Here is a 20,650-nt window from a genome sequence, read left to right as displayed (position 1 = left end):
TAGAGGGGACGAATACGAATGGCAGTGAAAGTACTGATTGTTGACGATGCGGCATTTATGCGGATGATGATTAAAGATATTCTCGTAAAAAATGATTTTGATGTTGTAGGAGAAGCAGGAGACGGTGCACAGGCAGTGGAGATGTATAAAGATGCTTCACCTGACCTTGTCACGATGGACATCACGATGCCCGAAATGGACGGAATTACTGCGCTGAAAGAAATTAAGAAGCACGATCCGGATGCAAATATTATCATGTGCTCTGCTATGGGACAGCAGGCAATGGTCATCGATGCGATCCAGGCTGGTGCAAAAGATTTTATCGTCAAACCGTTCCAGGCTGACCGGGTTCTCGAAGCAATTAACAAATCGCTTGCGTAACATATGAAATGAGGGTGGGGAAAATGAAGGTGTGGCTCGCACTTCTGCTCCTGTTTGCAGGTGCAGAAAGCGTTTCGGCGGAGACATATGGAGACAGCTCGAGAAGTGTAATCGAGGGGCTCCAGCAGAATAACGGGGAGTCGGAAGAACCGGAGGAAAATCCGTTATCGGATGAAGAAACAGAAGAGGGCACGACACCGGTTCCGGAGGAAGGAGCCGGTCCGCAGAACCTTTTCCTGCTGACCGTCCAGCTCTTTCTCGGTCTGGGTGTCGTCCTGTTCTTGATCTACGCAGTGCTTAAGTTCATTAACAAGCGTTCCAGGTCTTTTTCCAAACATCAGACCATCCAGTCTGTCGGCGGTGTCGGCGTAGGTCAGAACCGGTCCGTCCAGCTCGTTAAAGTAGGTGACAAGCTCCTCGTCGTAGGGGTTGGTGACACGGTCAGCCTGCTGAAGGAAATCGACGATCCGGAAGAAGTAGATAATATGCTCCGTGATCAGGAAAGACCTCCTGTAAATGAAGCCTTCACACGCTTTTTGTCCCGTAAGGAAGACCAGACGAGCCGTGCTGATTCAGGGTCCTTTAAAGATCTGCTCTCTTCCAGAATGGATTCGGTCCGCTCCAGTCAGCAGAAGCTTCATAAATCTGTGAAGGAGAAAAGCCGATGATAGCAGCCTTTCTGGAAATCCCATCCCTCGATATATTTAATGACAGTGGAGAGAATCTGTCATCGACCATTCAGCTTGTCCTTGTTCTGACCGTACTTTCTTTAGCACCGGCTATCTTAATTCTAATGACGTCCTTTACAAGAATCGTCATTGTCCTTTCCTTTGTCCGTTCCGCTCTGGCAACTCAGACCGTTCCGCCGAATCAGGTTATTATCGGTCTCGCTCTCTTTTTAACGTTCTTTATAATGGCGCCGGTCTTTTCTGAAGTAAATGAAAATGCTCTGCAGCCATTATTTGAGGGTGAAATGACACAAGAAGAAGCATTTGAAGAAGCAGCTGTGCCGATGAAAGAATTTATGGCACAGCATACGAGAGAAAAAGATCTGGCTTTGTTTATGGGTTATGCAGGTGAGGAACGGCCGGAAAGCCTGGAGGATGTCCCGCTTTCCACGCTCGTTCCGGCGTTTGTCATCAGTGAATTAAAAACCGCCTTTCAAATCGGCTTTATGATATTTGTGCCTTTTCTCGTGATTGACATGGTTGTGGCAAGCGTACTGATGTCGATGGGTATGATGATGCTTCCGCCGGTTATGATCGCACTGCCATTTAAAATTCTGCTGTTTGTCATGGTGGATGGGTGGCACCTTGTCGTCCGCTCGCTGTTGTTTAGTTTTTAGGGGGAGGCTGAATTATGAGTCAGGAAATGGTGCTCCGCTGGGCGGAGCAGGGAGTATTTGTCACATTAATTATATCCGGCCCGCTGTTGATTGCTGCGCTTGCAATCGGGCTCGGAGTCAGTATTTTTCAGGCCACGACACAGATCCAGGAACAGACGCTTGCGTTCATTCCGAAAATTGCCGGCGTCATGATTGCTTTAATTATTTTTGGTCCCTGGATGCTGACGCAGCTTCTGACATTTGCAGAATCCATCTTCGGTAATCTGCATGAATTTATAGGCTGATATGGAATTTCAGGAATGGGCTCCGGCCTTTGTACTTATTCTAGTAAGAATGTCCGCGTTTATTCTGACTCTCCCTTTCTTTTCCTACCAGACAATACCCGGACAGATTAAAATCGGCTTTGCCTTTTTTATGACATGGATTATATTTTTTACACAGGACTGGCCGGTTCTGGAAATCAACTATACGTATATGCTTCTTATCGTGAAAGAGGCACTCGTCGGTCTGACAGTCGGCCTTATTGCAATAATACTTCTGTATGCGATCCAGACAGCAGGAGGATTGATTGACCGGCAGATGGGTTTTTTAATCGCGAGTGTCATCGACCCGCAGACAGGTCAGCAGTCGCCGCTTATCGGAAGCTACCTGTATACATTCGCTCTTCTGCTTATACTGGCATTGAATGCCCACCATCTTATGATAGACGGCGCGTTTTACAGCTACCAGCTGATACCGATGGATCAGGTTTTTCTTCCTTTCGGTTCAGAAGAAGTAGTCAATGAAGCAGCAGGAGCAGTAAGTTCCATGTTTATTATCGCGTTTCAAATGTCGATGCCGGTCGTCGGATCCGTATTTCTCGTGGATGTGGCACTTGGTATGATTGCCCGGACAGTTCCCCAGGTCAACGTATTTGTTGTAGGACTCCCGTTAAAAATCATGGTAGGTATGATTATTTTATTTTTGACGATGGCCCCGTTTTTTGTACTTGTGGAATATTTGACAGAAGTCGTCATTGAAACAATGCGGACACTGATGGAACTTTATGGGAGTGTATAAACGTGAAGCTGAAATTAAACCTGCAGTACTTTGCCCAGGAGAAAACGGAACAGGCAACACCGAAAAAACGTAAAGATTCCCGACAGAAGGGACAGGTCGCCAAAAGTACCGACGTTAATACGTCGTTTATTCTGCTGTTTGTCTTCCTGCTTTTCTGGATTGCAGGGGGATTTGTCGTTGAAGGACTGCTGCGGATGACAGAGTATACGCTGACAGACTATATGCTGATGGAATTGACAGAGGCCAATCTGCATACCATGCTGTTAACGTACTCCTTTGAAGCGTTTTTAATTACCGCACCTGTCATGCTTGCTGCTGCAGTAGCAGGTATTACTGCCAACCTCATGCAGGTCGGAACTCTTTTCGCTCCGGAAGCAATCAAATTCAAGCTGGAGAAGATCAATCCGCTGAAAGGATTCAAACGAATTTTCTCCACGCGTGCGCTGGTGGAATTTTTGAAATCGATGCTGAAAATCAGCCTGGTCGGGCTGGTTACGGGATCTGTCATCTGGTTTTACCTGGATGATCTTCTGCGGCTTGGATTGTATTCTGTCTATGACAGTTCTGCTCTAATCGGCAATTTAATTGTCATCATGGGGCTCGCTGTTGGTTTTCTACTTATCTTCCTCGCTATGCTCGACTACTTATATCAGAAATACGATTTTGAGAAAAACATCCGTATGTCCAAGCAGGACGTAAAGGATGAGCATAAAAAAGCGGAAGGGGATCCGCTGATTAAGTCTAAAATTAAAGAAAAGCAGCGGCAGATGGCGATGAACCGGATGATGCAGGAAGTACCTAAAGCGGACGTTGTTATTACAAATCCGACGCATTATGCAGTAGCTCTGAAGTACGATGATGACTCGATGGATGCTCCTGTAATTACAGCGAAAGGCGTCGATTATATCGCGCTCAAGATTAAAAATACGGCAAAAAATCATCATGTTATCACCGTGGAAAACCGGCCGCTTGCAAGAGCACTCTATGCGGAGGCAGACATCGGCGACCAGGTGCCGGAAACGCTTTTTAAAGGGGTGGCGGAAGTCCTCGCCTATGTGTACAGGATTCAAAAAAATGTGTAAGGACGGAAAAGGAGAGACTTCAGTATGCCGTTGAAGGATTTTAGTATACTAATGGCAGTTATCATGATTGTTATCATGCTGATTATTCCACTGCCTACTGCCATCATTGATTTTTTAATCATCATAAATATTTCAGCGGCTCTGTTGATCATCCTCGTTTCCATGAACACGCAGGAACCGCTGCAGTTCTCGATTTTTCCAACGCTGCTCCTGCTTGTGACGCTTTTCCGTCTGGGACTGAACGTCTCGACGACGAGAGCGATTCTTGGTAATCAGGGGGACGCGGGAAACGTGATCGAAACGTTCGGTCAATTCGTTGTCGGCGGGAACGCACTCGTCGGTTTCGTCGTTTTCGTCATTCTCGTTGTGATTCAGTTTATCGTTATTACAAAAGGGGCGGAGCGTGTTTCGGAAGTCGGTGCACGTTTTACACTCGATGCGATGCCGGGTAAACAGATGTCCATCGATGCCGATTTAAATGCAGGCATGATTTCTGATATTGAAGCGAAAGAACGCCGGCAGAAAATTGAACAGGAAGCAGACTTTTACGGTTCGATGGACGGTGCCAGTAAATTCGTAAAAGGGGATGCCATCGCTGGAATCGTTATCGTCATTATTAATATTATCTTCGGACTTGTCATCGGTATGCTTCAGGAAGGTCTCGGCGTGGCGGAGGCCGCGGATAAATATACGCTTCTTACCGTAGGCGACGGACTTGTCAGTCAAATACCGGCGCTTCTTATTTCCACGGCGACCGGCATCGTTGTAACACGGGCAGCCTCCGAAGGTAACCTGGGTCATGACATAACACAGCAGTTATTTGCCTACCCGAAGATGTTGTATGTTGCGGGAGGAACCATTGCTGCACTTGGCATTTTCACACCTATTGATGCGCTGGTGACAACGGCTGTGGCAGCAGCGCTTGGTACAGGAGGATTCTTCCTGAGTAGAACACAGCTTCAGCAGGCTGAGCTGGACGCCGTGGAAGAAACAGACAGCGGACAGGAAGATGCGGATGACATGAAGTCACCGGAAAACGTCGTCAGTCTGCTTCAGGTGGATCCAGTGGAATTTGAGTTCGGCTACGGCCTGATTCCGCTTGCGGATGCAAATCAGGGAGGGGATCTTCTCGACCGGGTCGTCATGATCCGCCGTCAGCTGGCGCTGGAGATGGGCATGATCGTGCCGGTAATCCGGATACGTGACAACATTCAGCTACAGCCGAACGAATATACAATCAAGATCAAAGGAAGCGAAGTTGCTAAAGGAGAAGTTCTCCTTGATCATTATATGGCGATGAGTCCCGGTGTGGAAGATGAAGCGGTCACCGGCATCGATACCGTTGAGCCTGCATTCGGGCTTCCTGCCCAGTGGATCAGCGAAGAAATGAAGGAGCAGGCGGAACTCTCAGGTTACACGGTGGTCGATCCGCCGTCTGTCGTCTCCACGCATTTAACGGAAATCATTAAACGGCATGCCCATGAACTTCTCGGAAGGCAGGAGACGAAGCAGCTGATCGATCACATAGCGGAATCCTACCCAACACTTGTCGAAGATGTGACACCGACACCACTTGCTACAGGAGAAATCCAGAAAGTGCTGAGCCGGCTGCTGCAGGAAAAAGTGTCGATCCGGAACCTTCCGCTTATTTTTGAGACGCTCGCAGACTATGGACAGCTGACAAAAGATACAGATCTTCTGACAGAATATGTGAGGCAGGGACTCTCCCGTCAGCTGACGGCACAGTATGTCGAAGAAGGACAGCCACTGTACGTCGTAACAGCAGGCGGAGAAGTTGAAAAAGCAATTGCGGACAGTGTCCAGCATACGGAGCACGGGGCGATGCTGAATCTGGATCCTTCCCAGGCCCAGGCGATCGTCGAAGCATGTGCACAGCAGGTGGAGAAAATGCAGGAAGGCGGTCACATGCCGATCCTGCTCTGTTCTCCAGCTGTAAGAATGTACCTGCGCCATCTGATAGAGCGCTACATGCCGCAGGTGCCGGTGCTTTCCTATAATGAACTCGAACCGACAGTGGAAGTTCAGAGTATCGGGGTGGTGACAATGACATGAGAGTAAAAAAATATAATGCGCCCACGATGGCGGAAGCGATGGAAAAAGTCCGTGATGAGCTGGGCCGGGACGCGGTCATTCTTCATTCAAAGAAGGTGGAAAAGGGCGGTCTGTTAGGTTTTTTCACGAAAAAAAGCATGGAAGTTGTTGCAGCAGTGGATCCGGAAACCCCGGTAACTGAGACGCAGGTTAAAAAAAAGGCGCTGAAAAAAGTGCCGCAGAAATCGAACCGGGAGCAGGAAGTCATGCGTCAGGAACTGCGTGAGCTGAAATCCCTTACTTCCGCTAATTCATCCGGTCCGCGGACGGTGCTGTCCGGGGGGCCTGAAAAAGCGGAAGAGCGGCTTTTCGAACTGGAAATTGAAGAGCCGCTTCGTTCTGAAATTCTTCATGCGCTGTTAAAGCGCTGGTACCGTGAAGAGGAACCAGAAGAAAGCAGCCTGGATAGCTGGCTGGAAGAAGAAATTCAGAAGCGGATCCCGGAAACCCCGGACCTCTCCGGCCGGAAGTTCATTAACGTATTCGGGCCAACCGGTGTCGGCAAAACGACAACACTCGCCAAAATTGCCGCCAAGGCCGTCGTTCAGGAAGGGAAAAAAGTAGGGTTTATCACAACCGATACATTCCGTATTGCTGCGATTGAACAGTTGAAAACGTATGCAGATATTCTCGACGTGCCGGTCAAAGTTGCTTATTCAATGGAGGACTTCGAAGCAGCAAAAGCTGCGTATGAAGATTTTGACCTTGTTTTAATCGATTCCGCGGGACGTAATTTCCGGAATCCCCTTTATGTGGAACAACTGAAAGAGCTCATCGATCTGGAAAACGAAGTGGAAAATTATCTGGTCCTATCGGTGACGTCGAAATACCGGGACATGAAAAAAATCATTGAACAGTTTGAACTGATACGTGTAGACGCTTTTGTTTTCACGAAATTCGATGAAACTGAAACGAGCGGAGTCGTTTTAAATGCAGTGAACGAGTATCAGATTCCCGTACGCTATATAACTGTCGGGCAGAACGTTCCGGATGATATCCGTCCGGCCGACCGTGCTGAAGTCGCAGCACTCATTACAGGAAGAAAGTCGGTGCAATGATGATGGATCAGGCACAGGCACTGCGTCAAAAATTAAAGCAGTCACAGGATAAAAAGGCACCCGTCGAAACGAAAGTCGTCTCCGTCGTCAGTGGAAAAGGCGGAGTAGGGAAATCAAACGTTGCTGTTAACCTGGCTCTCGAGCTGAAAAAGCAGAATAAGGAAGTGCTGATCATCGATCTCGACATCGGGATGGCGAATATCGATATTCTTATTGGAGAATCTTCCACGTCCTCCATCGTCGATATGCTTGAAAAAGGAGAATCGATCTGGAATGTGATCCAGTACGGTCCGGAATCGCTTGCATATGTGGCAGGGGGCAGCGGATTGAATTCGCTGTTTGAGCTCAATGAACAGATGGCAGAGACGTTTACGCAGCAGCTGGAATCGTTAAATGGCGCATTCGACTACATCTTTCTGGATATGGGAGCCGGTGTATCCAATGACAGCCTGCACTTTCTCCTTTCTGCGCAGGAATGTATTCTCGTAACGACTCCGGAACCAACGTCTATGACAGATGCGTATGCGATGATTAAATATTTGAATATGTACGAAAAGGATCTTCCTGTCTCCATTATTGTAAATAGAGCTAATAACGAGCGTGATGGAGAAAAGACAGCGGAAAATTTAATGCAGGTGACGAAAAAATTCCTGAAAAAAGACGTTCATTTTCTCGGCTCTATTCCAAACGACCCGATAGTCTGGAAAGCAGTACGCGCCCAGACGCCGTTCACACAGTACGCACCTTCATCCAAACCTTCCAAAGCAGTTAAAAAAGCTGCAGGGGATTTTTCAGGCAGTCCGGTTTCCGGAGCGTCGTCATTCAACTCTTTCATCGGACGTCTGAAAAAATATATGAAAGGGGAGAGTGAGCGATCATGATCCGCACACTGGTCGTTGATGATTCCGCATTTATGCGGAAAGTAGTCTCTGACATTCTCTCTAAAGACCCCCGATTTACCGTGATCGGTACAGCCAGGAACGGCCGGGATGCATTAAGCAAAGTAAAAATGCTCAAGCCGGACCTTTTGACGATGGATGTGGAGATGCCGGAAATGGGAGGGCTGGAAGCACTGAGAGAACTGATGGCAGAGCATCCCCTCCCGGTTATTATGCTATCCAGCGTGACAAAGCAGGGGACAGAACAAACCATTACAGCCATGGAACTCGGGGCCGTTGATTTTGTTGCGAAGCCATCCGGATCTATTTCGCTGGATATGGATAAAATTGCCGGCGAATTAGTAGAAAAAGCGGCTGCTGCAGCTAAAGCGGGTATAAACAAAAAACCGGTACCTGAAGCTGCACCGAATGAAACAGTGACCGCTCCGGAAGATTCCGGCAGTGGCAGAATTGTCGTTTTAGGCACGTCGACAGGCGGTCCTAAAGCCCTCCAGCAGTTTTTGACGAGACTGCCATCCAACTTCCCAAGACCTATTTTTATCGTGCAGCATATGCCGGCGGGCTTTACAAAATCATTGAGCACCCGCCTGCATCAGCTGAGCGAAATATCGGTCAAAGAAGCAGAACATGGAGAAATTGCCAAAAAAGGTGTTGCCTATATTGCTCCGGGAGGATACCATTTAACTATACGCAAAATCGGGACTTCCGTCGCGATACAATTAGAACAGGGAGAACTGGTGAATGGCCACCGCCCTTCTGTGGACCCACTTTTTCAATCGGCCTATCACGCCGGTTTCAAAGGAACGGTCGGAATTATCATGACCGGCATGGGATCTGATGGAAAAGAAGGTGCCAGACTGCTGAAGCAGGAAAAAGGAACGATACTTCTTGCAGAAACAGAATCATCCTGTGTAGTATACGGTATGCCCCGTGCCGTCATGGAGGCTGGTCTCGTAGACGATACCGCTTCTGCCGGGCGTATGGCGGAATTACTGATGAAATACTGCTGATTACTGGAGGAGATGAAAGTGGAGCGAAATCAATACCTGGAAATGTTTATTGATGAGAGTACAGAGCACCTGCAGGCGGTCAACGACAATTTAATGAAGCTGGAGCAGAATCCCGGCGATACAGCCATTGTTGATGAAGTATTCCGTTCGGCCCATACCCTGAAAGGGATGGCGGCAACGATGGGCTACGAAGATCTGGCAAGCCTGACGCATCAGATGGAAAATGTGCTGGATGGTATCCGAAACGATAAAATTGAAGCTGACTCCGGTGTCATGGACGTCGTTTTCGCCTCAGTTGACGATCTTGAGGCGATGGTGACGGATATAGCTTCTGGAGGTGAAGGCAGAAGAGACGTCTCAGCGATCGTGAATCGGCTGGAGCATGTCGAAAAAGGAACGGCTCCTGCGGAAGAGAAAACGAGCGGGGCGATTATTCCGGAAAGCCGTGCGCTTACATATGACGATTTTGAGCGTACAGTTATTCAGCAGGCAGGAGAGCAGGATTTTAATGCTTATTCAGTGAAGATATCCCTCTCACCAGATGTCATTTTAAAAGCTGCCCGTGTTTACATGGTATTTGAAGTACTGGAGCAGGCCGGCGAAGTAGTGAAGTCTGTCCCTTCGGTAGAAGAGCTGGAAGATGAGCAGTTTGAACTTGATTTTACCATCGTACTGATTACGAAAGAGACACAGGAAGATATTCAGCAGCGTATTCTGAAAGTTTCCGAAGTTAAAACGGCAGAAGTCAAAACTGTGCAGATCGACGAGAAACCTGAGGAAATGAAAGAAGAAAAGAACCAGTTTGAAGAGGAGGCAGCCCTTCCTGCAGAGCAGGGAGTGCGGTCACCGGAGCCTGTATCAGAAGCATCACAGAAGCCCGTGGAAAAATCGACAGAGTCCAGTGCGGCTCCCCAGAGCAAAACGATCCGTGTCAATATCGACCGTCTCGACAGCCTGATGAATCTCTTTGAGGAACTGGTAATCGATCGTGGGCGGCTGGAACAGATTTCTAAAGAACTGGAAAGCAGTGAACTGACCGATACGGTGGAGCATATGTCCCGGATTTCCGGCGATCTGCAGAGTATTATTCTGACGATGCGGATGGTTCCGGTAGAGCAGGTGTTCAACCGGTTCCCACGCATGGTTCGTTCGTTGTCGAAAGAACTGGAAAAGAAGGTTTCCCTCGATATTATTGGAGCTGAGACCGAACTGGACCGTACCGTAATTGACGAAATCGGTGACCCGCTCGTACACCTTCTACGAAATTCCATCGATCACGGCATCGAAATTCCGGAGAAGAGACGTAATGCCGGTAAGCCGGAGACAGGTCATATTACGCTGAAGGCGTACCACAGCGGAAACCATGTTTTCATAGAAGTCAGCGATGACGGCGGCGGCATCAACCGGGATAAAGTCCTGCAGAAAGCGTTGAAAAGCGGCGTCGTTTCTCCCGAAAACGCAGCGCAGCTTTCTGACCGGCAGGTGTATGAACTGCTGTTTTCCAGCGGCCTCAGTACAGCGGATGAAATATCCGATATTTCCGGACGCGGAGTAGGTCTGGATGTCGTAAAAAATAAAATTGAATCACTCGGCGGAACCGTTTCGGTCGATTCATCGGCTGGAGAAGGAACGCACTTCCTTATACAGCTTCCGCTGACACTGTCGATTATATCCGTCATGCTTGTAGAAGTGCAGGATGAAGTGTACGCAGTTCCGCTTTCTTCGATCATCGAAACAGCGATTATTAAAAAGGACGATATTATGGCCGCCCACAATCAAAAAGTGATCGATTTCCGAGGCAGTGTCGTACCGCTGATCGATCTGACATCCTTTTTCGATGTGCCGGTGACCAGAGAAGAAAATGACTATTACTCCGTCGTGATTGTGCGTAAAGGAGAAAAAATGGCAGCGCTCGTTGTCAATTCCTTCATCGGACAGCAGGAAATTGTATTAAAATCCCTTGGTGATTACCTGCAGAATATTTTTGCAATCTCCGGGGCTACGATACTCGGTAATGGGAAGGTCGCTTTAATACTCGACTGCAATGCGCTGATCAAGTAAACAGCCGTCAGATAGATGATATCAAAGGGAGGCGTTAAACATGGAACAGACGGAGACAGCAGTGGATAACCTGAAAGTGATTGTTTTTCAGCTGAAAGACGAAGAGTACGGTGTGGAAGTGAATCAAGTGAAATCCATAGAGCGGGTGGAACACATTACGAGAGTGCCGCGAACCCCCGAATTTGTAGAAGGTGTAATCAACCTCCGCGGTGTGGTGACACCAATTATCGATCTGAGGAGCCGGTTTCAGATTGAAAACGCCGATCATTCGGAAGCGACACGTGTCATTATCGTAACGGTGGATGGCATGGATGTCGGACTTATCGTCGATGCGGCAAACGATGTCATTGATATTGCGTCATCAGCTGTGGAGCCGCCGCCTGAAGTAGTCGGAGGGGTGGAGGCCGCTTATATCCGCGGAGTCGCAAAGCTGGAGAAAAGACTCCTGATTCTGCTAAACCTGGATAAAGTATTGAATCCGGAAGAAGTGGCAGAAGTAAAAGAGATGGAAAGCGGTTCGTCAAAATGACCGGCTTTCCTTCTGTATCCGAAGGCCAGCTGGATGCTTTACGAGAAGCTGGAAACATCGGCGCGGCGCACGCAGCAACTGCGCTGTCCGCCATGCTTGGAAGCAGGGTCGACATGTCCGTCCCGTCCGTCCGCATAGCAGGGTTTGAAGAAGTAACCGGTCTGTTTGGTGAAGAGGAAATTTCCTGTGCTGTTCTGCTTCAATTAAAAGGAGACGTTCCGGGAACGATGTTTTTCCTTCTGCCGCTGGATGAGGCAAATGAACTGACCAGTCTCCTTCTGGGGGGAGCCGAAGTGGATCTCAACCAGGAGCCCATGCCGGAGATGGGAGCTTCTGCGCTGAATGAAGCCGGCAACATTTTGTCCGGATCCTACTTGAGCGCTCTGTCGGATTTTACCGGACTGAACCTTCAGCCTACTCCGCCGGCAGTGGCGTGCGATATGACGATGGCACTTTTATCCTACGGACTCGCCGAAGTTTCCATGTACGGTGACTACGCGCTGCTGATCGATACGTCCATTTCTTTAAAAGAGAAAAGCGACAGTCTGAAAGGAACATTTCTGCTTCTTCCTGATCCTGATGGCATTCAGTCCCTGTTTGAAGCGCTTGGAGTTTCCATATGATGAAAGAAGTGATAAAAGTAGGAATGGCGGATTTACAGTTCGCAGGCGCTCCTGCTACATTAAGAACATCAGGTCTGGGATCCTGCGTTGGAATTATTATGTATGATGAAACGATGCAGTATGGGGGAATGGCCCATATTATGCTTCCCGACTCTTCTGCAGCGAGGGAGCAGAAAGTGAACCGGGCGAAGTATGCGGATACGGCATGCAGCGATTTATATAGTCATCTCCTGGCTGAAGGATGTCCAAAATACAGACTGAAAGCAAAGATGGCAGGTGGAGCGGAGATGTTTCAATTCTCTTCCGGTTCTTCCGCTGCACGAATCGGTCCGAGAAATGTCGACGCTGTCAAACGAGCACTGGCTGAGCTGCGTGTGCCGGTTCTGTTTGAGGATACGGGCGGAAACAGCGGAAGGACGATTGAATTCGCTCCCGCAGATGGTTCGTTGGAAATACGCACAGTCAATAAAGGAGTCGTCAAAGTATGACGTTCACGTGGAGAATGGCCGGTATTGTATCTCTATTGTTTATGGCTGCTGCAGCACTGCTTTCATTTGGTACGGTAACTCCTGAAATGGCCCTTTTCCGTACTGGAGCAGCAGGTGTGCTCGGTGCCGGAGCAGGAGCGTGTGCCGGCTGGATGCTTTTGAAAGGCCTGGCCGGAAACAGGCAGTCTGAGGACTTCGATGTACAAGAGGAAAATGGGGAAGAACTAGAGTCGGATTCTCCTGCTGAGGAGATGAAAGGAGAAGACTAATGAGCAGAAAAGCAGAGACGGAAATGCTTCATCATTACTGGGATCAATGGCTGTCAGATCAGGACACGTCCGCTGCAGATGAGCTGATCCGTGCCTATCTGCCATTAGTCGAATACCACGTGCAGCGGGTGCGTGCAGCTCTGCCAAAAAATGTCCGGACCGAAGAGCTCCACAGTCACGGCATGACAGGGCTGTATGATGCGCTGCAGAAATTTGATGCAGAGCGGGATTTGAAATTTGATACATATGCATCCTTCCGCATCCGCGGCGCGATTATGGACGGCCTCCGAAGAGAGGACTGGCTGCCGCGGGGTGTACGGGAGAAAACCAAAAAATTAGAGCGCGCTTCTGAAAAACTCGAGCAGAAACTCGGACGGGAGCCTTCTGCTGCAGAAATAGCAGAAGAGCTGTCTCTTACTGAAACGGAAGTTTTCGAAACGATGAAGGACAGTTTCCACTCCCACATGCTTTCGGTTGATGAGAAAACAGGGGAGGAAGGCGGGGAGGAAACGTACGTCCAGACTCTTGCCGATGAGAAAGCAGAACGTCCCGATGCACGGCTCGACCTTCTGGCTGATAAAGAACTTCTCGGAGCAGCCGTGCAGAAATTAAATGATAAAGAACAGACCGTTATTGCGCTGTTTTATACAGAGGAAATGACACTTACTGAAATCGGCGAAATAATGAATCTGACCACGTCACGGATATCCCAGATCCATTCCAAGTCATTATTTAAGTTAAAGCAGTATTTAACAGAAAGTGACTAGACGTCAGGAACGAGGGGGGGAGACGATGGATTTACATACCTGCTATGAAATCAGTATCGCTGAAGACCGGATGTCTGCCAAGATCATGCAGCTTGAAAAAGCAGAAGAGTTTCCTGAAAAAACGGCGGTCTATCAGTTCTTAAAGGAAAATGGTGTCCGCTTCGGCATTTTGGAAGAAGCGGTGGACCAAGTGACGGCTTCTCCGCTCCGCCACGCATTGACAATCGCAGAAGGAACGCCGCCGGTAAAGGGAGAGGATGCCGTACTTCTTGTTCAAATGGAGACTTCTGAAGCGCCCGAGCGCCCCGCTGCCGGAGATGTGAACCTGAAAAATGTGATGACGATCCCGACGCTGGATGAAGGGGAGATGGCTGCTGAGAAGAAGCCGGCAGGAAGCGGTATCGATGGCACTGGTGTGGATGGAGAAATTATCCCTGCAGAAAGCGGAAAAGATTTCAAACTTCGACCCGGGAAAAACACTATCATGGATAAGGAAGGGATGAAGCTGACAGCTTCCAAATCCGGACAGCTTACCGTAGAGGAGACGACGGTACATATTCTCCCGGTGTTTGAAGTTAAAGGCGATCTCGATCTGCGGACGGGAAATATTGAATTTAACGGAAATGTGACGATTTTCGGCAGTGTCCCTTCAGGTTTTCATATTAAAGCACGCGGAGATATCCGAGTACAGGAAACAGTGGAAGGAGCCTTTCTGGAAAGCAGGGGCTCTATTTTTATACAGGGCGGAGCAGCTGCGCAGGGGGAAGGCAGAATACAGGCCGATAAAGATATACATGCCGGATTTATTAACCAGGCATCTGTAGAATGCGGTGGGAATCTTCATATCAAATCCATGATTCTGCAGAGTGACGTTGTTGTGCACGGAACTCTCTACGCCGACAAAGGGAAAGGGTCTGTCTCCGGCGGAACGGTTTCCTGCGGCAGGGGAATGATCGTACGGGAACTTGGTACAAAAATGCACACCCCGACGGCTGTTTTTGCAGGTGGCGATCACCATACTTCAGAGAAACAGCGCTATTTGGAAGAGCAGATGGCATTTGCGGGGGAGAATCTAAAAAAGCTGTTCCGGCTGCAGTCGGGTCTGGAAAAGAAAAAAAAGACAGGCCGCCTCTCTTCGAAAGAAGAAGCGTCTCTTAATAAGGTAGAAACTTCTATTGAAGAAATGCAGCTTCTTTATCAATCAAGCTCAGAACAGAAAGATAAATTGGAAGAGACCGTCTCCCATGCAGATGCAGTGTATGTAGATGTGGAAAAAGTCTGCTATCCAAATGTCAGCTTTCAATTCGGCAAATATCGGCGTAAAATAAATGTCGAAACGAGCCGGGCGCGATTTTTTATTGAGAGCAGTGAAATTAAGTTCCAGAACCTCTAGCGCGGCGGAAGGAGGAATGAAACGTGTACATACTTCTGGCGGCAAGTCTGCTGATGCACTTATTTACTATTTATGCCATCGTTGTTTTGTTCCGCAGGGATTCGGCGCAGAACAATGGTGACCTGGAGCGGAGCAAAAAAGAGATAGAGGATCTGCTTGAAGCTTATACGGAAGAGATGAAAGAAGAAAATGAGCGGCTTGTAAAAACACTGGAGCGGCGGAGTGCACAATCGGAGAATCGGACGGTGGATACAAACGCCGCTCCGGAGCATACGTACAGTTACAATCATAAAGAACCTGCAGCTGAAGAGAAGCCTTACCTGCCGCCGCTTCCGGTCGAAGAGGAACCTTCCGGCACGTATGAAACGTCGACAAAAGCAAAGGTGTATCAGCTGCAGGACCAGGGTTATTCCATAGAAGAAACAGCGAAAAAGCTGAAAATGGGAGCCGGTGAGGTGGAACTTCTCGTTAAATTCCGCAGTTAAATGTGCTTGAGAGGTTGTCAACAGGCTCCAGGTGTGATATATTTTTCTACGGTGTTCAAGCACACACGGTTCCGGACATAGGCAGGGGTGCTCATTGAGTCCTGCAGATGGAGGAAGGTTCCGGAGGATTAAATAAAACCAAACTCAGGAGGTGAGTGAAATGGCAGTGATCTCCATGAAGCAGCTGCTGGAAGCCGGTGTACACTTCGGCCACCAGACACGCCGCTGGAATCCAAAAATGGATCGCTACATCTTCACAGAAAGAAACGGTATTTACATTATTGACCTGCAGAAAACGGTCAAGAAAGTGGACGAAGCATTTAACTTTGTCCGCGACCTTGCAGCGCAGGGTGGTACAGTATTGTTCGTAGGAACAAAAAAGCAGGCGCAGGATTCTGTTCGTGAAGAAGCAGAGCGTGCCGGCATGTACTACATCAACCAGCGCTGGCTCGGTGGTACGCTGACGAATTTTGAAACAATCAGAAAGCGTATTGCCCGCCTTAAGCAGCTCGAAACAATGAAGGAAGACGGAACATTTGATGTCCTTCCTAAAAAAGAAGTTGTTCTTCTCAACAAAGAGATGGATCGTCTCGAGAAATTCCTCGGCGGTATTAAAGAAATGGAAAAAATTCCGGATGCTATGTTTATTATCGATCCCCGCAAAGAGCGGATCGCAGTAGCAGAAGCTCACAAGCTGGAAATTCCTATCGTTGGTATCGTTGATACTAACTGTGACCCTGATGAGATCGACTATGTCATCCCGGGTAACGACGATGCCATCCGTGCCGTTCGCCTGCTTACAGCGAAAATGGCAGATGCGATTATCGAAGCCAACCAGGGCGAAGAAACGACTGCATAAACGATCCAAAAGGGTGATAGAGGGGAGTTGACCCTTTATCATCCTTTTTTTCCGCAAATGGTGCGGCAATTATAATCAAGGAGGAAGATAAAATGGCTATTTCAGCAAAGCAGGTAAAAGAACTTCGTGAACAAACCGGCGCAGGCATGATGGACTGCAAAAAGGCGCTCTCAGAAACGGATGGAGATATGGAAAAAGCGGTGGATTTTCTTCGTGAAAAAGGAATTTCCAAAGCGGCTAAAAAAGCGGACCGCGTAGCGGCAGAAGGTCTTGCCCACGTCGTTACTTCCGGAAATAAAGCTGCGATCGTTGAAATCAACTCAGAGACGGACTTCGTTTCGAAAAACGATGGTTTCATCAAAATGGTTGATAACGTGGCTCACCACATTATTGACAACAATCCATCCACAGTGGAAGAAGCCCTCTCCCAGGAGTATGCTGGAGAAGAGTCCACGCTTCAGGACTATATCAATTCCCAGATCGCGACAATTGGGGAGAAAATCTCCCTCCGCCGCTTTGAAGTAGTGGAGAACGGCGATGGCCTGAACGTCGGCTCCTACATTCACATGGGAGGCCGCATCGGCGTACTGACTGTTCTGGAAGGTGCTGATGAGCAGACGGCGAAAGACGTAGCGATGCACATTGCTGCGATCAACCCGAAATATGTCAGCCGCGACGCTGTATCCGAAGAGGAAGTAGACCGCGAGCGCGAAGTTCTTAAGCAGCAGGCGCTGAACGAAGGCAAGCCGGAAAACATCGTTGAGAAAATGGTGGAAGGCCGCCTCGGAAAGTTCTTTGAAGAAATCTGCCTGAATGAGCAGGCTTTCGTAAAGGACAGCGATCAGAAGGTCGGCAAGTATGTTGAATCCAAAGGTGGAAGTGTGAAAACGTTCTTCCGCTATGAAGTAGGCGAAGGTATGGAGAAGCGTGAAGATAACTTTGCTGAAGAAGTTATGTCCCAGGTAAAGAAATAACTAGTCGGTTTATAACCGGAAAACGAGCACGAGCGCTTCCGGTGCCCCCGCTGATTTATTGTGGCCAGGCACCGGGCGCCGTGTTTTTCTGTACGTATGCACAGAAGTTATTTAATGAATCTGGGAGGGAATCATGGAGCAGTCTAAATACAAGCGGATCGTACTGAAGCTGAGCGGAGAAGCGCTGGCTGGTGAGCAGGGATTCGGAATTGACCCTGATATGATCCAGTCTATAGCAGAACAGGTAAAGGAACTATATGAACTGGATGTGGAAATAGCAATCATCGTCGGAGGCGGAAACATCTGGCGCGGGATGGCAGGGAGTGCGAAAGGAATGGACCGGGCAACAGCCGATTACATGGGAATGCTTGCCACTGTTATGAATTCCCTCGCACTTCAGGACAGCCTGGAGCATATCGGTGTACAGACGCGTGTCCAATCCTCCATTGAAATGAGGCAGGTGGCCGAGCCATACATCCGCCGTCGTGCCATCCGTCACCTGGAAAAGAAGCGCGTCGTTATCTTTGCAGCAGGAACAGGCAATCCGTATTTCTCAACAGATACGACAGCAGCTCTCCGTGCGGCAGAGATTGAAGCAGATGTTATTCTCATGGCGAAGAATAATGTAGACGGTGTCTATGATGCTGATCCGACAACTGATGCAAACGCCAAGAAATATGATAAACTGACGTATCTTGACATTTTGAAGGATGGTCTGGCTGTAATGGATTCCACCGCATCCTCATTATGCATGGATAATGATATTCCACTGATCGTGTTCTCGATTGCTGAAAAAGGAAATATTAAACGTGCAGTAACCGGAGAAGATATCGGTACTTTAATTAGGGGGCAGTAATTTATGTCGAAAGAGGTTCTAACACAGGCAGAGGAAAAAATGAACAAATCCATCGATGCGTTTTCAAGAGAGCTTGCTACGATCCGTGCAGGTCGTGCGAACCCGTCTCTCCTTGATCGTGTTCAGGTGGAATATTACGGAGCATTAACGCCGCTGAACCAGCTGGCAACGGTATCCGTACCTGAAGGCCGTACGCTTATGATCACGCCATTTGATAAATCGTCGATCCAGAATATTGAAAAAGGAATTCAAAAAGCGGATCTCGGTCTTTCTCCAAATAATGACGGAAACGTCATCCGTATTACGATTCCGGCACTTACCGACGAGCGCCGTAAAGAGCTGATTAAAATTATCGGCCGCTACGCGGAGGAAGCAAAAGTGGCGATCCGGAACGTGCGCCGGGAAACAAATGATGACCTGAAGAAAAAGCAGAAAGACAACGAAATGACAGAGGACGAGCACAAGCGTGCACAGGACGATGTGCAGAAGCTGACCGATAAAAAAATTGCGCTCGTAGATCAATATGCAAAAGACAAAGAAGATGAAGTGAAAGCAGTATAAAGAAAACAGCTCTCCCGGGTCCGGCTTTACAGCTGGTCCGGGATTTTTTCATTTACACCTCATTATCATCAGCCCCATTCAGCAACAAACGCACACGTTTAAAGTCGCTGGAACAGCAGAGGCCGGTTTATTTTATAGGTGATACAGCGCTTTCTGTAAAGGAAATTACAGTCAAATAGCAATCCACTATTATCGGACCACCGGAAACGTGGTAGAATGAACGAGTAGTAAATCCGAACGGAAGTTTGACGATGGAGGCAGTACTTCATGCTGAATAAATTAACGAAACGAATGAAAAAAGAAGAGTTTCAATCACAGTCCGTTCCGGACGTACAGGGAGTTCCCTCCCATATCGCGATCATTATGGACGGGAATGGGCGCTGGGCTCGTCAGCGCGGTCTTCCGAGAGTTGCAGGACACCGTGAAGGCATGACGGTCATCCGCAATGTGGTCCGTGCATGCAATGAACTTGGAGTAGATGCTCTGACGCTGTACGCTTTTTCAACAGAAAACTGGAAACGGCCAAAGACAGAGGTCGACTTTTTAATGCGCCTGCCGGAACGCTTTTTGAGCGTAGAGCTTCCGAAGCTTATGGAAGAAAATGTGATCGTCCGCATCACCGGAGACACTGAAAAACTTCCTCCATTTACACAGCGCGCAGTGGAGAATGCGGTGCACGAAACACAGCAGAATGATGGACTCGTCCTGAATTTTGCCTTAAATTATGGAAGCCGCTCTGAACTGATGGAAGCTTTTCAAAAGATGCACCGGGATATCGATGACGGCAGGATTGCTGAAGAAGATGTAACAGAACATACGGTTTCCAACTACTTAATGACGTCCGGGATGACAGATCCCGATCTGCTAATCCGTACAAGTGGTGAAAAGCGTCTCAGCAACTTCATGCTCTGGCAGCTTGCCTATGCAGAATTCTGGTTCACCGATGTTCTCTGGCCGGATTTCACAAAAGAGCACTTCTATGAAGCGGTGGAGGCATACCAGATGCGTAAACGCCGCTACGGCGGTGTCTGAGGAGGGATGATGTGAAACAAAGAATAATTACTGCCGTCATTGCTGGAGCAGGATTTCTTGGTGTGCTCTGGTACGGAGGCCTTCCTTTCATCCTTCTCATGGTACTGCTCGCTGTTATTGCGATGGGTGAATTGTTGAAAATGAAGCATATCCGCCTGTTTTCGTCGCGCGGAGCGCTCGGTTTTATATTTGTCCTGCTACTTGCTCTCCCTGAAGACTGGCTGGAGCAGGGTATTATAGCGGTAGACCGGAATGAGCTTTTTTTAATTCTAATTATTGCTATGCTTGCGCTGACGGTGCTTACAAAAAATGCGTTTACGTTTGATGAAGCCGGTTTTATGATTCTGGCGTCGGTATACGTCGGTTTCGGCTTTCATTATTTTATGTATGCCCGATTCGCTGAAAATGGACTGGCACTGCTTATCCTTATCTTAATATTAATCTGGATGACAGATACCGGGGCCTATTTTGCCGGCCGTGCTTTTGGAAAACATAAGCTGTGGCCGAAGATCAGCCCGAAGAAAACAATTGAGGGGGCACTCGGGGGCATGGCAGCTGCTTTTGCTGCCGGATATATATACTCTGCCTACTTCAATGTATTTGATTCCGGGTGGGAATTGTTCTTCTGTATTTTGATTGTATCGAGTGCCGGTCAGCTGGGAGATCTGGTTGAAAGCGCGTTTAAGCGTCATTATGCAGTGAAAGATTCCGGGAATGTGCTGCCGGGTCATGGAGGAATTCTCGACCGGTTTGACAGCATGATTTTTGTCATGCCGATTTTATATCTGTTCGGGTTTCTCGGCTGAA

At 48.4% G+C, this 20,650-nt stretch carries 24 protein-coding genes; all 24 read left to right on the top strand.

Annotated elements, in window-relative coordinates; genetic code table 11:
• Positions 1-18: 18 nt before the first annotated feature.
• Entirely contained in the window at positions 19-381 is a 363-nt protein-coding gene (locus C6I21_RS10440) for a response regulator (RefSeq protein ID WP_105959419.1), read from the top strand.
• A 23-nt stretch (positions 382-404) separates the two neighbouring features.
• Positions 405-1,049 carry a flagellar biosynthetic protein FliO gene (locus C6I21_RS10435; RefSeq protein ID WP_181186210.1) on the top strand — a complete coding sequence of 215 codons (645 nt, stop codon included), beginning with the start codon at positions 405-407 and terminating at the stop codon, positions 1,047-1,049.
• Positions 1,046-1,726, top strand: coding sequence for a flagellar type III secretion system pore protein FliP (gene fliP / locus C6I21_RS10430; RefSeq protein WP_105959417.1), 681 nt, complete (start codon positions 1,046-1,048; stop codon positions 1,724-1,726). Before C6I21_RS10435 ends, fliP begins: the two co-directional genes overlap by 4 nt.
• A 14-nt stretch (positions 1,727-1,740) precedes the next feature.
• Complete coding sequence (gene fliQ, locus C6I21_RS10425) at positions 1,741-2,010, top strand: flagellar biosynthesis protein FliQ (protein ID WP_105959416.1); 270 nt, start codon at positions 1,741-1,743, stop codon at positions 2,008-2,010.
• Position 2,011: 1 nt separating this feature from the next.
• Entirely contained in the window at positions 2,012-2,785 is a 774-nt protein-coding gene (gene fliR / locus C6I21_RS10420) for a flagellar biosynthetic protein FliR (RefSeq protein ID WP_105959415.1), read from the top strand.
• The gene (gene flhB / locus C6I21_RS10415) at positions 2,782-3,867 is read left to right on the top strand and encodes a flagellar biosynthesis protein FlhB (protein WP_105959414.1); all 1,086 of its coding nucleotides are present in this window, start codon (positions 2,782-2,784) and stop codon (positions 3,865-3,867) included. Before fliR ends, flhB begins: the two co-directional genes overlap by 4 nt.
• Positions 3,868-3,891: 24 nt before the next feature.
• Entirely contained in the window at positions 3,892-5,940 is a 2,049-nt protein-coding gene (gene flhA, locus C6I21_RS10410) for a flagellar biosynthesis protein FlhA (protein WP_105959413.1), read from the top strand.
• A complete protein-coding gene (gene flhF / locus C6I21_RS10405; RefSeq protein ID WP_105959412.1) occupies positions 5,937-7,037 on the top strand; it encodes a flagellar biosynthesis GTPase FlhF in 1,101 nt (366 codons plus the stop codon). The genes flhA and flhF overlap by 4 nt, the downstream gene beginning before the upstream one ends.
• A complete protein-coding gene (locus C6I21_RS10400) occupies positions 7,034-7,918 on the top strand; it encodes a MinD/ParA family protein (protein ID WP_245411604.1) in 885 nt (294 codons plus the stop codon). The genes flhF and C6I21_RS10400 overlap by 4 nt, the downstream gene beginning before the upstream one ends.
• Positions 7,915-8,946, top strand: coding sequence for a protein-glutamate methylesterase/protein-glutamine glutaminase (locus C6I21_RS10395; protein ID WP_105959411.1), 1,032 nt, complete (start codon positions 7,915-7,917; stop codon positions 8,944-8,946). The genes C6I21_RS10400 and C6I21_RS10395 overlap by 4 nt, the downstream gene beginning before the upstream one ends.
• An 18-nt stretch (positions 8,947-8,964) precedes the next feature.
• Positions 8,965-11,007: a chemotaxis protein CheA gene (locus tag C6I21_RS10390; protein WP_105959410.1), complete on the top strand. Its 2,043-nt coding sequence runs from the start codon at positions 8,965-8,967 to the stop codon at positions 11,005-11,007.
• Positions 11,008-11,047: 40 nt separating this feature from the next.
• Positions 11,048-11,536 (top strand): chemotaxis protein CheW, encoded by a 489-nt coding sequence (locus C6I21_RS10385; protein WP_105959409.1) that lies wholly within the window; start codon positions 11,048-11,050, stop codon positions 11,534-11,536.
• Positions 11,533-12,159, top strand: a complete 627-nt coding sequence (locus C6I21_RS10380; RefSeq protein ID WP_105959408.1) for a chemotaxis protein CheC — start codon at positions 11,533-11,535, stop codon at positions 12,157-12,159. Before C6I21_RS10385 ends, C6I21_RS10380 begins: the two co-directional genes overlap by 4 nt.
• The gene (locus tag C6I21_RS10375) at positions 12,159-12,647 is read left to right on the top strand and encodes a chemotaxis protein CheD (protein WP_105959525.1); all 489 of its coding nucleotides are present in this window, start codon (positions 12,159-12,161) and stop codon (positions 12,645-12,647) included. The genes C6I21_RS10380 and C6I21_RS10375 overlap by 1 nt, the downstream gene beginning before the upstream one ends.
• A complete protein-coding gene (locus C6I21_RS10370; protein WP_105959407.1) occupies positions 12,644-12,916 on the top strand; it encodes a hypothetical protein in 273 nt (90 codons plus the stop codon). The genes C6I21_RS10375 and C6I21_RS10370 overlap by 4 nt, the downstream gene beginning before the upstream one ends.
• Positions 12,916-13,683 (top strand): FliA/WhiG family RNA polymerase sigma factor, encoded by a 768-nt coding sequence (locus C6I21_RS10365; RefSeq protein WP_105959406.1) that lies wholly within the window; start codon positions 12,916-12,918, stop codon positions 13,681-13,683. The genes C6I21_RS10370 and C6I21_RS10365 overlap by 1 nt, the downstream gene beginning before the upstream one ends.
• A 25-nt stretch (positions 13,684-13,708) precedes the next feature.
• The gene (locus C6I21_RS10360) at positions 13,709-15,076 is read left to right on the top strand and encodes a flagellar assembly protein A (protein ID WP_105959405.1); all 1,368 of its coding nucleotides are present in this window, start codon (positions 13,709-13,711) and stop codon (positions 15,074-15,076) included.
• A gap of 23 nt (positions 15,077-15,099) precedes the next feature.
• Positions 15,100-15,561: a DUF6115 domain-containing protein gene (locus C6I21_RS10355; protein WP_105959404.1), complete on the top strand. Its 462-nt coding sequence runs from the start codon at positions 15,100-15,102 to the stop codon at positions 15,559-15,561.
• A 160-nt stretch (positions 15,562-15,721) separates the two neighbouring features.
• Positions 15,722-16,420 carry a 30S ribosomal protein S2 gene (gene rpsB, locus C6I21_RS10350; protein ID WP_105959403.1) on the top strand — a complete coding sequence of 233 codons (699 nt, stop codon included), beginning with the start codon at positions 15,722-15,724 and terminating at the stop codon, positions 16,418-16,420.
• A 92-nt stretch (positions 16,421-16,512) separates the two neighbouring features.
• Positions 16,513-17,394, top strand: coding sequence for a translation elongation factor Ts (tsf, locus tag C6I21_RS10345; RefSeq protein WP_105959402.1), 882 nt, complete (start codon positions 16,513-16,515; stop codon positions 17,392-17,394).
• A 133-nt stretch (positions 17,395-17,527) separates the two neighbouring features.
• On the top strand, positions 17,528-18,250 hold the full coding sequence (gene pyrH / locus C6I21_RS10340; RefSeq protein WP_105959401.1) for a UMP kinase: 723 nt from the start codon (positions 17,528-17,530) through the stop codon (positions 18,248-18,250).
• 3 nt (positions 18,251-18,253) lie between these two features.
• Positions 18,254-18,811, top strand: coding sequence for a ribosome recycling factor (frr, locus tag C6I21_RS10335; protein ID WP_105959400.1), 558 nt, complete (start codon positions 18,254-18,256; stop codon positions 18,809-18,811).
• Positions 18,812-19,078: 267 nt separating this feature from the next.
• On the top strand, positions 19,079-19,843 hold the full coding sequence (locus C6I21_RS10330; RefSeq protein ID WP_105959399.1) for an undecaprenyl pyrophosphate synthase: 765 nt from the start codon (positions 19,079-19,081) through the stop codon (positions 19,841-19,843).
• 11 nt (positions 19,844-19,854) lie between these two features.
• Positions 19,855-20,649: a phosphatidate cytidylyltransferase gene (locus C6I21_RS10325; RefSeq protein ID WP_105959398.1), complete on the top strand. Its 795-nt coding sequence runs from the start codon at positions 19,855-19,857 to the stop codon at positions 20,647-20,649.
• Position 20,650 lies beyond the last annotated feature (1 nt).

This window comes from Alkalicoccus urumqiensis (genome assembly GCF_002993335.1).
GTDB classification, from domain to species: domain Bacteria; phylum Bacillota; class Bacilli; order Bacillales; family Salisediminibacteriaceae; genus Alkalicoccus; species Alkalicoccus urumqiensis.
The sequence above is the reverse complement of the archived record's forward strand: the minus strand, read 5'-3'. Positions and strand labels throughout refer to the sequence as shown.

Coding starts and splice junctions, on each gene's coding strand:
- C6I21_RS10440 (WP_105959419.1), top strand. CDS start 19: ATGGCAGTGAAAGTACTGATTGTTGACGATGCGGCATTTATGCGGATG.
- C6I21_RS10435 (WP_181186210.1), top strand. CDS start 405: ATGAAGGTGTGGCTCGCACTTCTGCTCCTGTTTGCAGGTGCAGAAAGC.
- fliP (WP_105959417.1), top strand. CDS start 1,046: ATGATAGCAGCCTTTCTGGAAATCCCATCCCTCGATATATTTAATGAC.
- fliQ (WP_105959416.1), top strand. CDS start 1,741: ATGAGTCAGGAAATGGTGCTCCGCTGGGCGGAGCAGGGAGTATTTGTC.
- fliR (WP_105959415.1), top strand. CDS start 2,012: ATGGAATTTCAGGAATGGGCTCCGGCCTTTGTACTTATTCTAGTAAGA.
- flhA (WP_105959413.1), top strand. CDS start 3,892: ATGCCGTTGAAGGATTTTAGTATACTAATGGCAGTTATCATGATTGTT.
- flhF (WP_105959412.1), top strand. CDS start 5,937: ATGAGAGTAAAAAAATATAATGCGCCCACGATGGCGGAAGCGATGGAA.
- C6I21_RS10400 (WP_245411604.1), top strand. CDS start 7,034: ATGATGATGGATCAGGCACAGGCACTGCGTCAAAAATTAAAGCAGTCA.
- C6I21_RS10395 (WP_105959411.1), top strand. CDS start 7,915: ATGATCCGCACACTGGTCGTTGATGATTCCGCATTTATGCGGAAAGTA.
- C6I21_RS10385 (WP_105959409.1), top strand. CDS start 11,048: ATGGAACAGACGGAGACAGCAGTGGATAACCTGAAAGTGATTGTTTTT.
- C6I21_RS10380 (WP_105959408.1), top strand. CDS start 11,533: ATGACCGGCTTTCCTTCTGTATCCGAAGGCCAGCTGGATGCTTTACGA.
- C6I21_RS10375 (WP_105959525.1), top strand. CDS start 12,159: ATGAAAGAAGTGATAAAAGTAGGAATGGCGGATTTACAGTTCGCAGGC.
- C6I21_RS10370 (WP_105959407.1), top strand. CDS start 12,644: ATGACGTTCACGTGGAGAATGGCCGGTATTGTATCTCTATTGTTTATG.
- C6I21_RS10365 (WP_105959406.1), top strand. CDS start 12,916: ATGAGCAGAAAAGCAGAGACGGAAATGCTTCATCATTACTGGGATCAA.
- C6I21_RS10360 (WP_105959405.1), top strand. CDS start 13,709: ATGGATTTACATACCTGCTATGAAATCAGTATCGCTGAAGACCGGATG.
- rpsB (WP_105959403.1), top strand. CDS start 15,722: ATGGCAGTGATCTCCATGAAGCAGCTGCTGGAAGCCGGTGTACACTTC.
- tsf (WP_105959402.1), top strand. CDS start 16,513: ATGGCTATTTCAGCAAAGCAGGTAAAAGAACTTCGTGAACAAACCGGC.
- pyrH (WP_105959401.1), top strand. CDS start 17,528: ATGGAGCAGTCTAAATACAAGCGGATCGTACTGAAGCTGAGCGGAGAA.
- frr (WP_105959400.1), top strand. CDS start 18,254: ATGTCGAAAGAGGTTCTAACACAGGCAGAGGAAAAAATGAACAAATCC.
- C6I21_RS10330 (WP_105959399.1), top strand. CDS start 19,079: ATGCTGAATAAATTAACGAAACGAATGAAAAAAGAAGAGTTTCAATCA.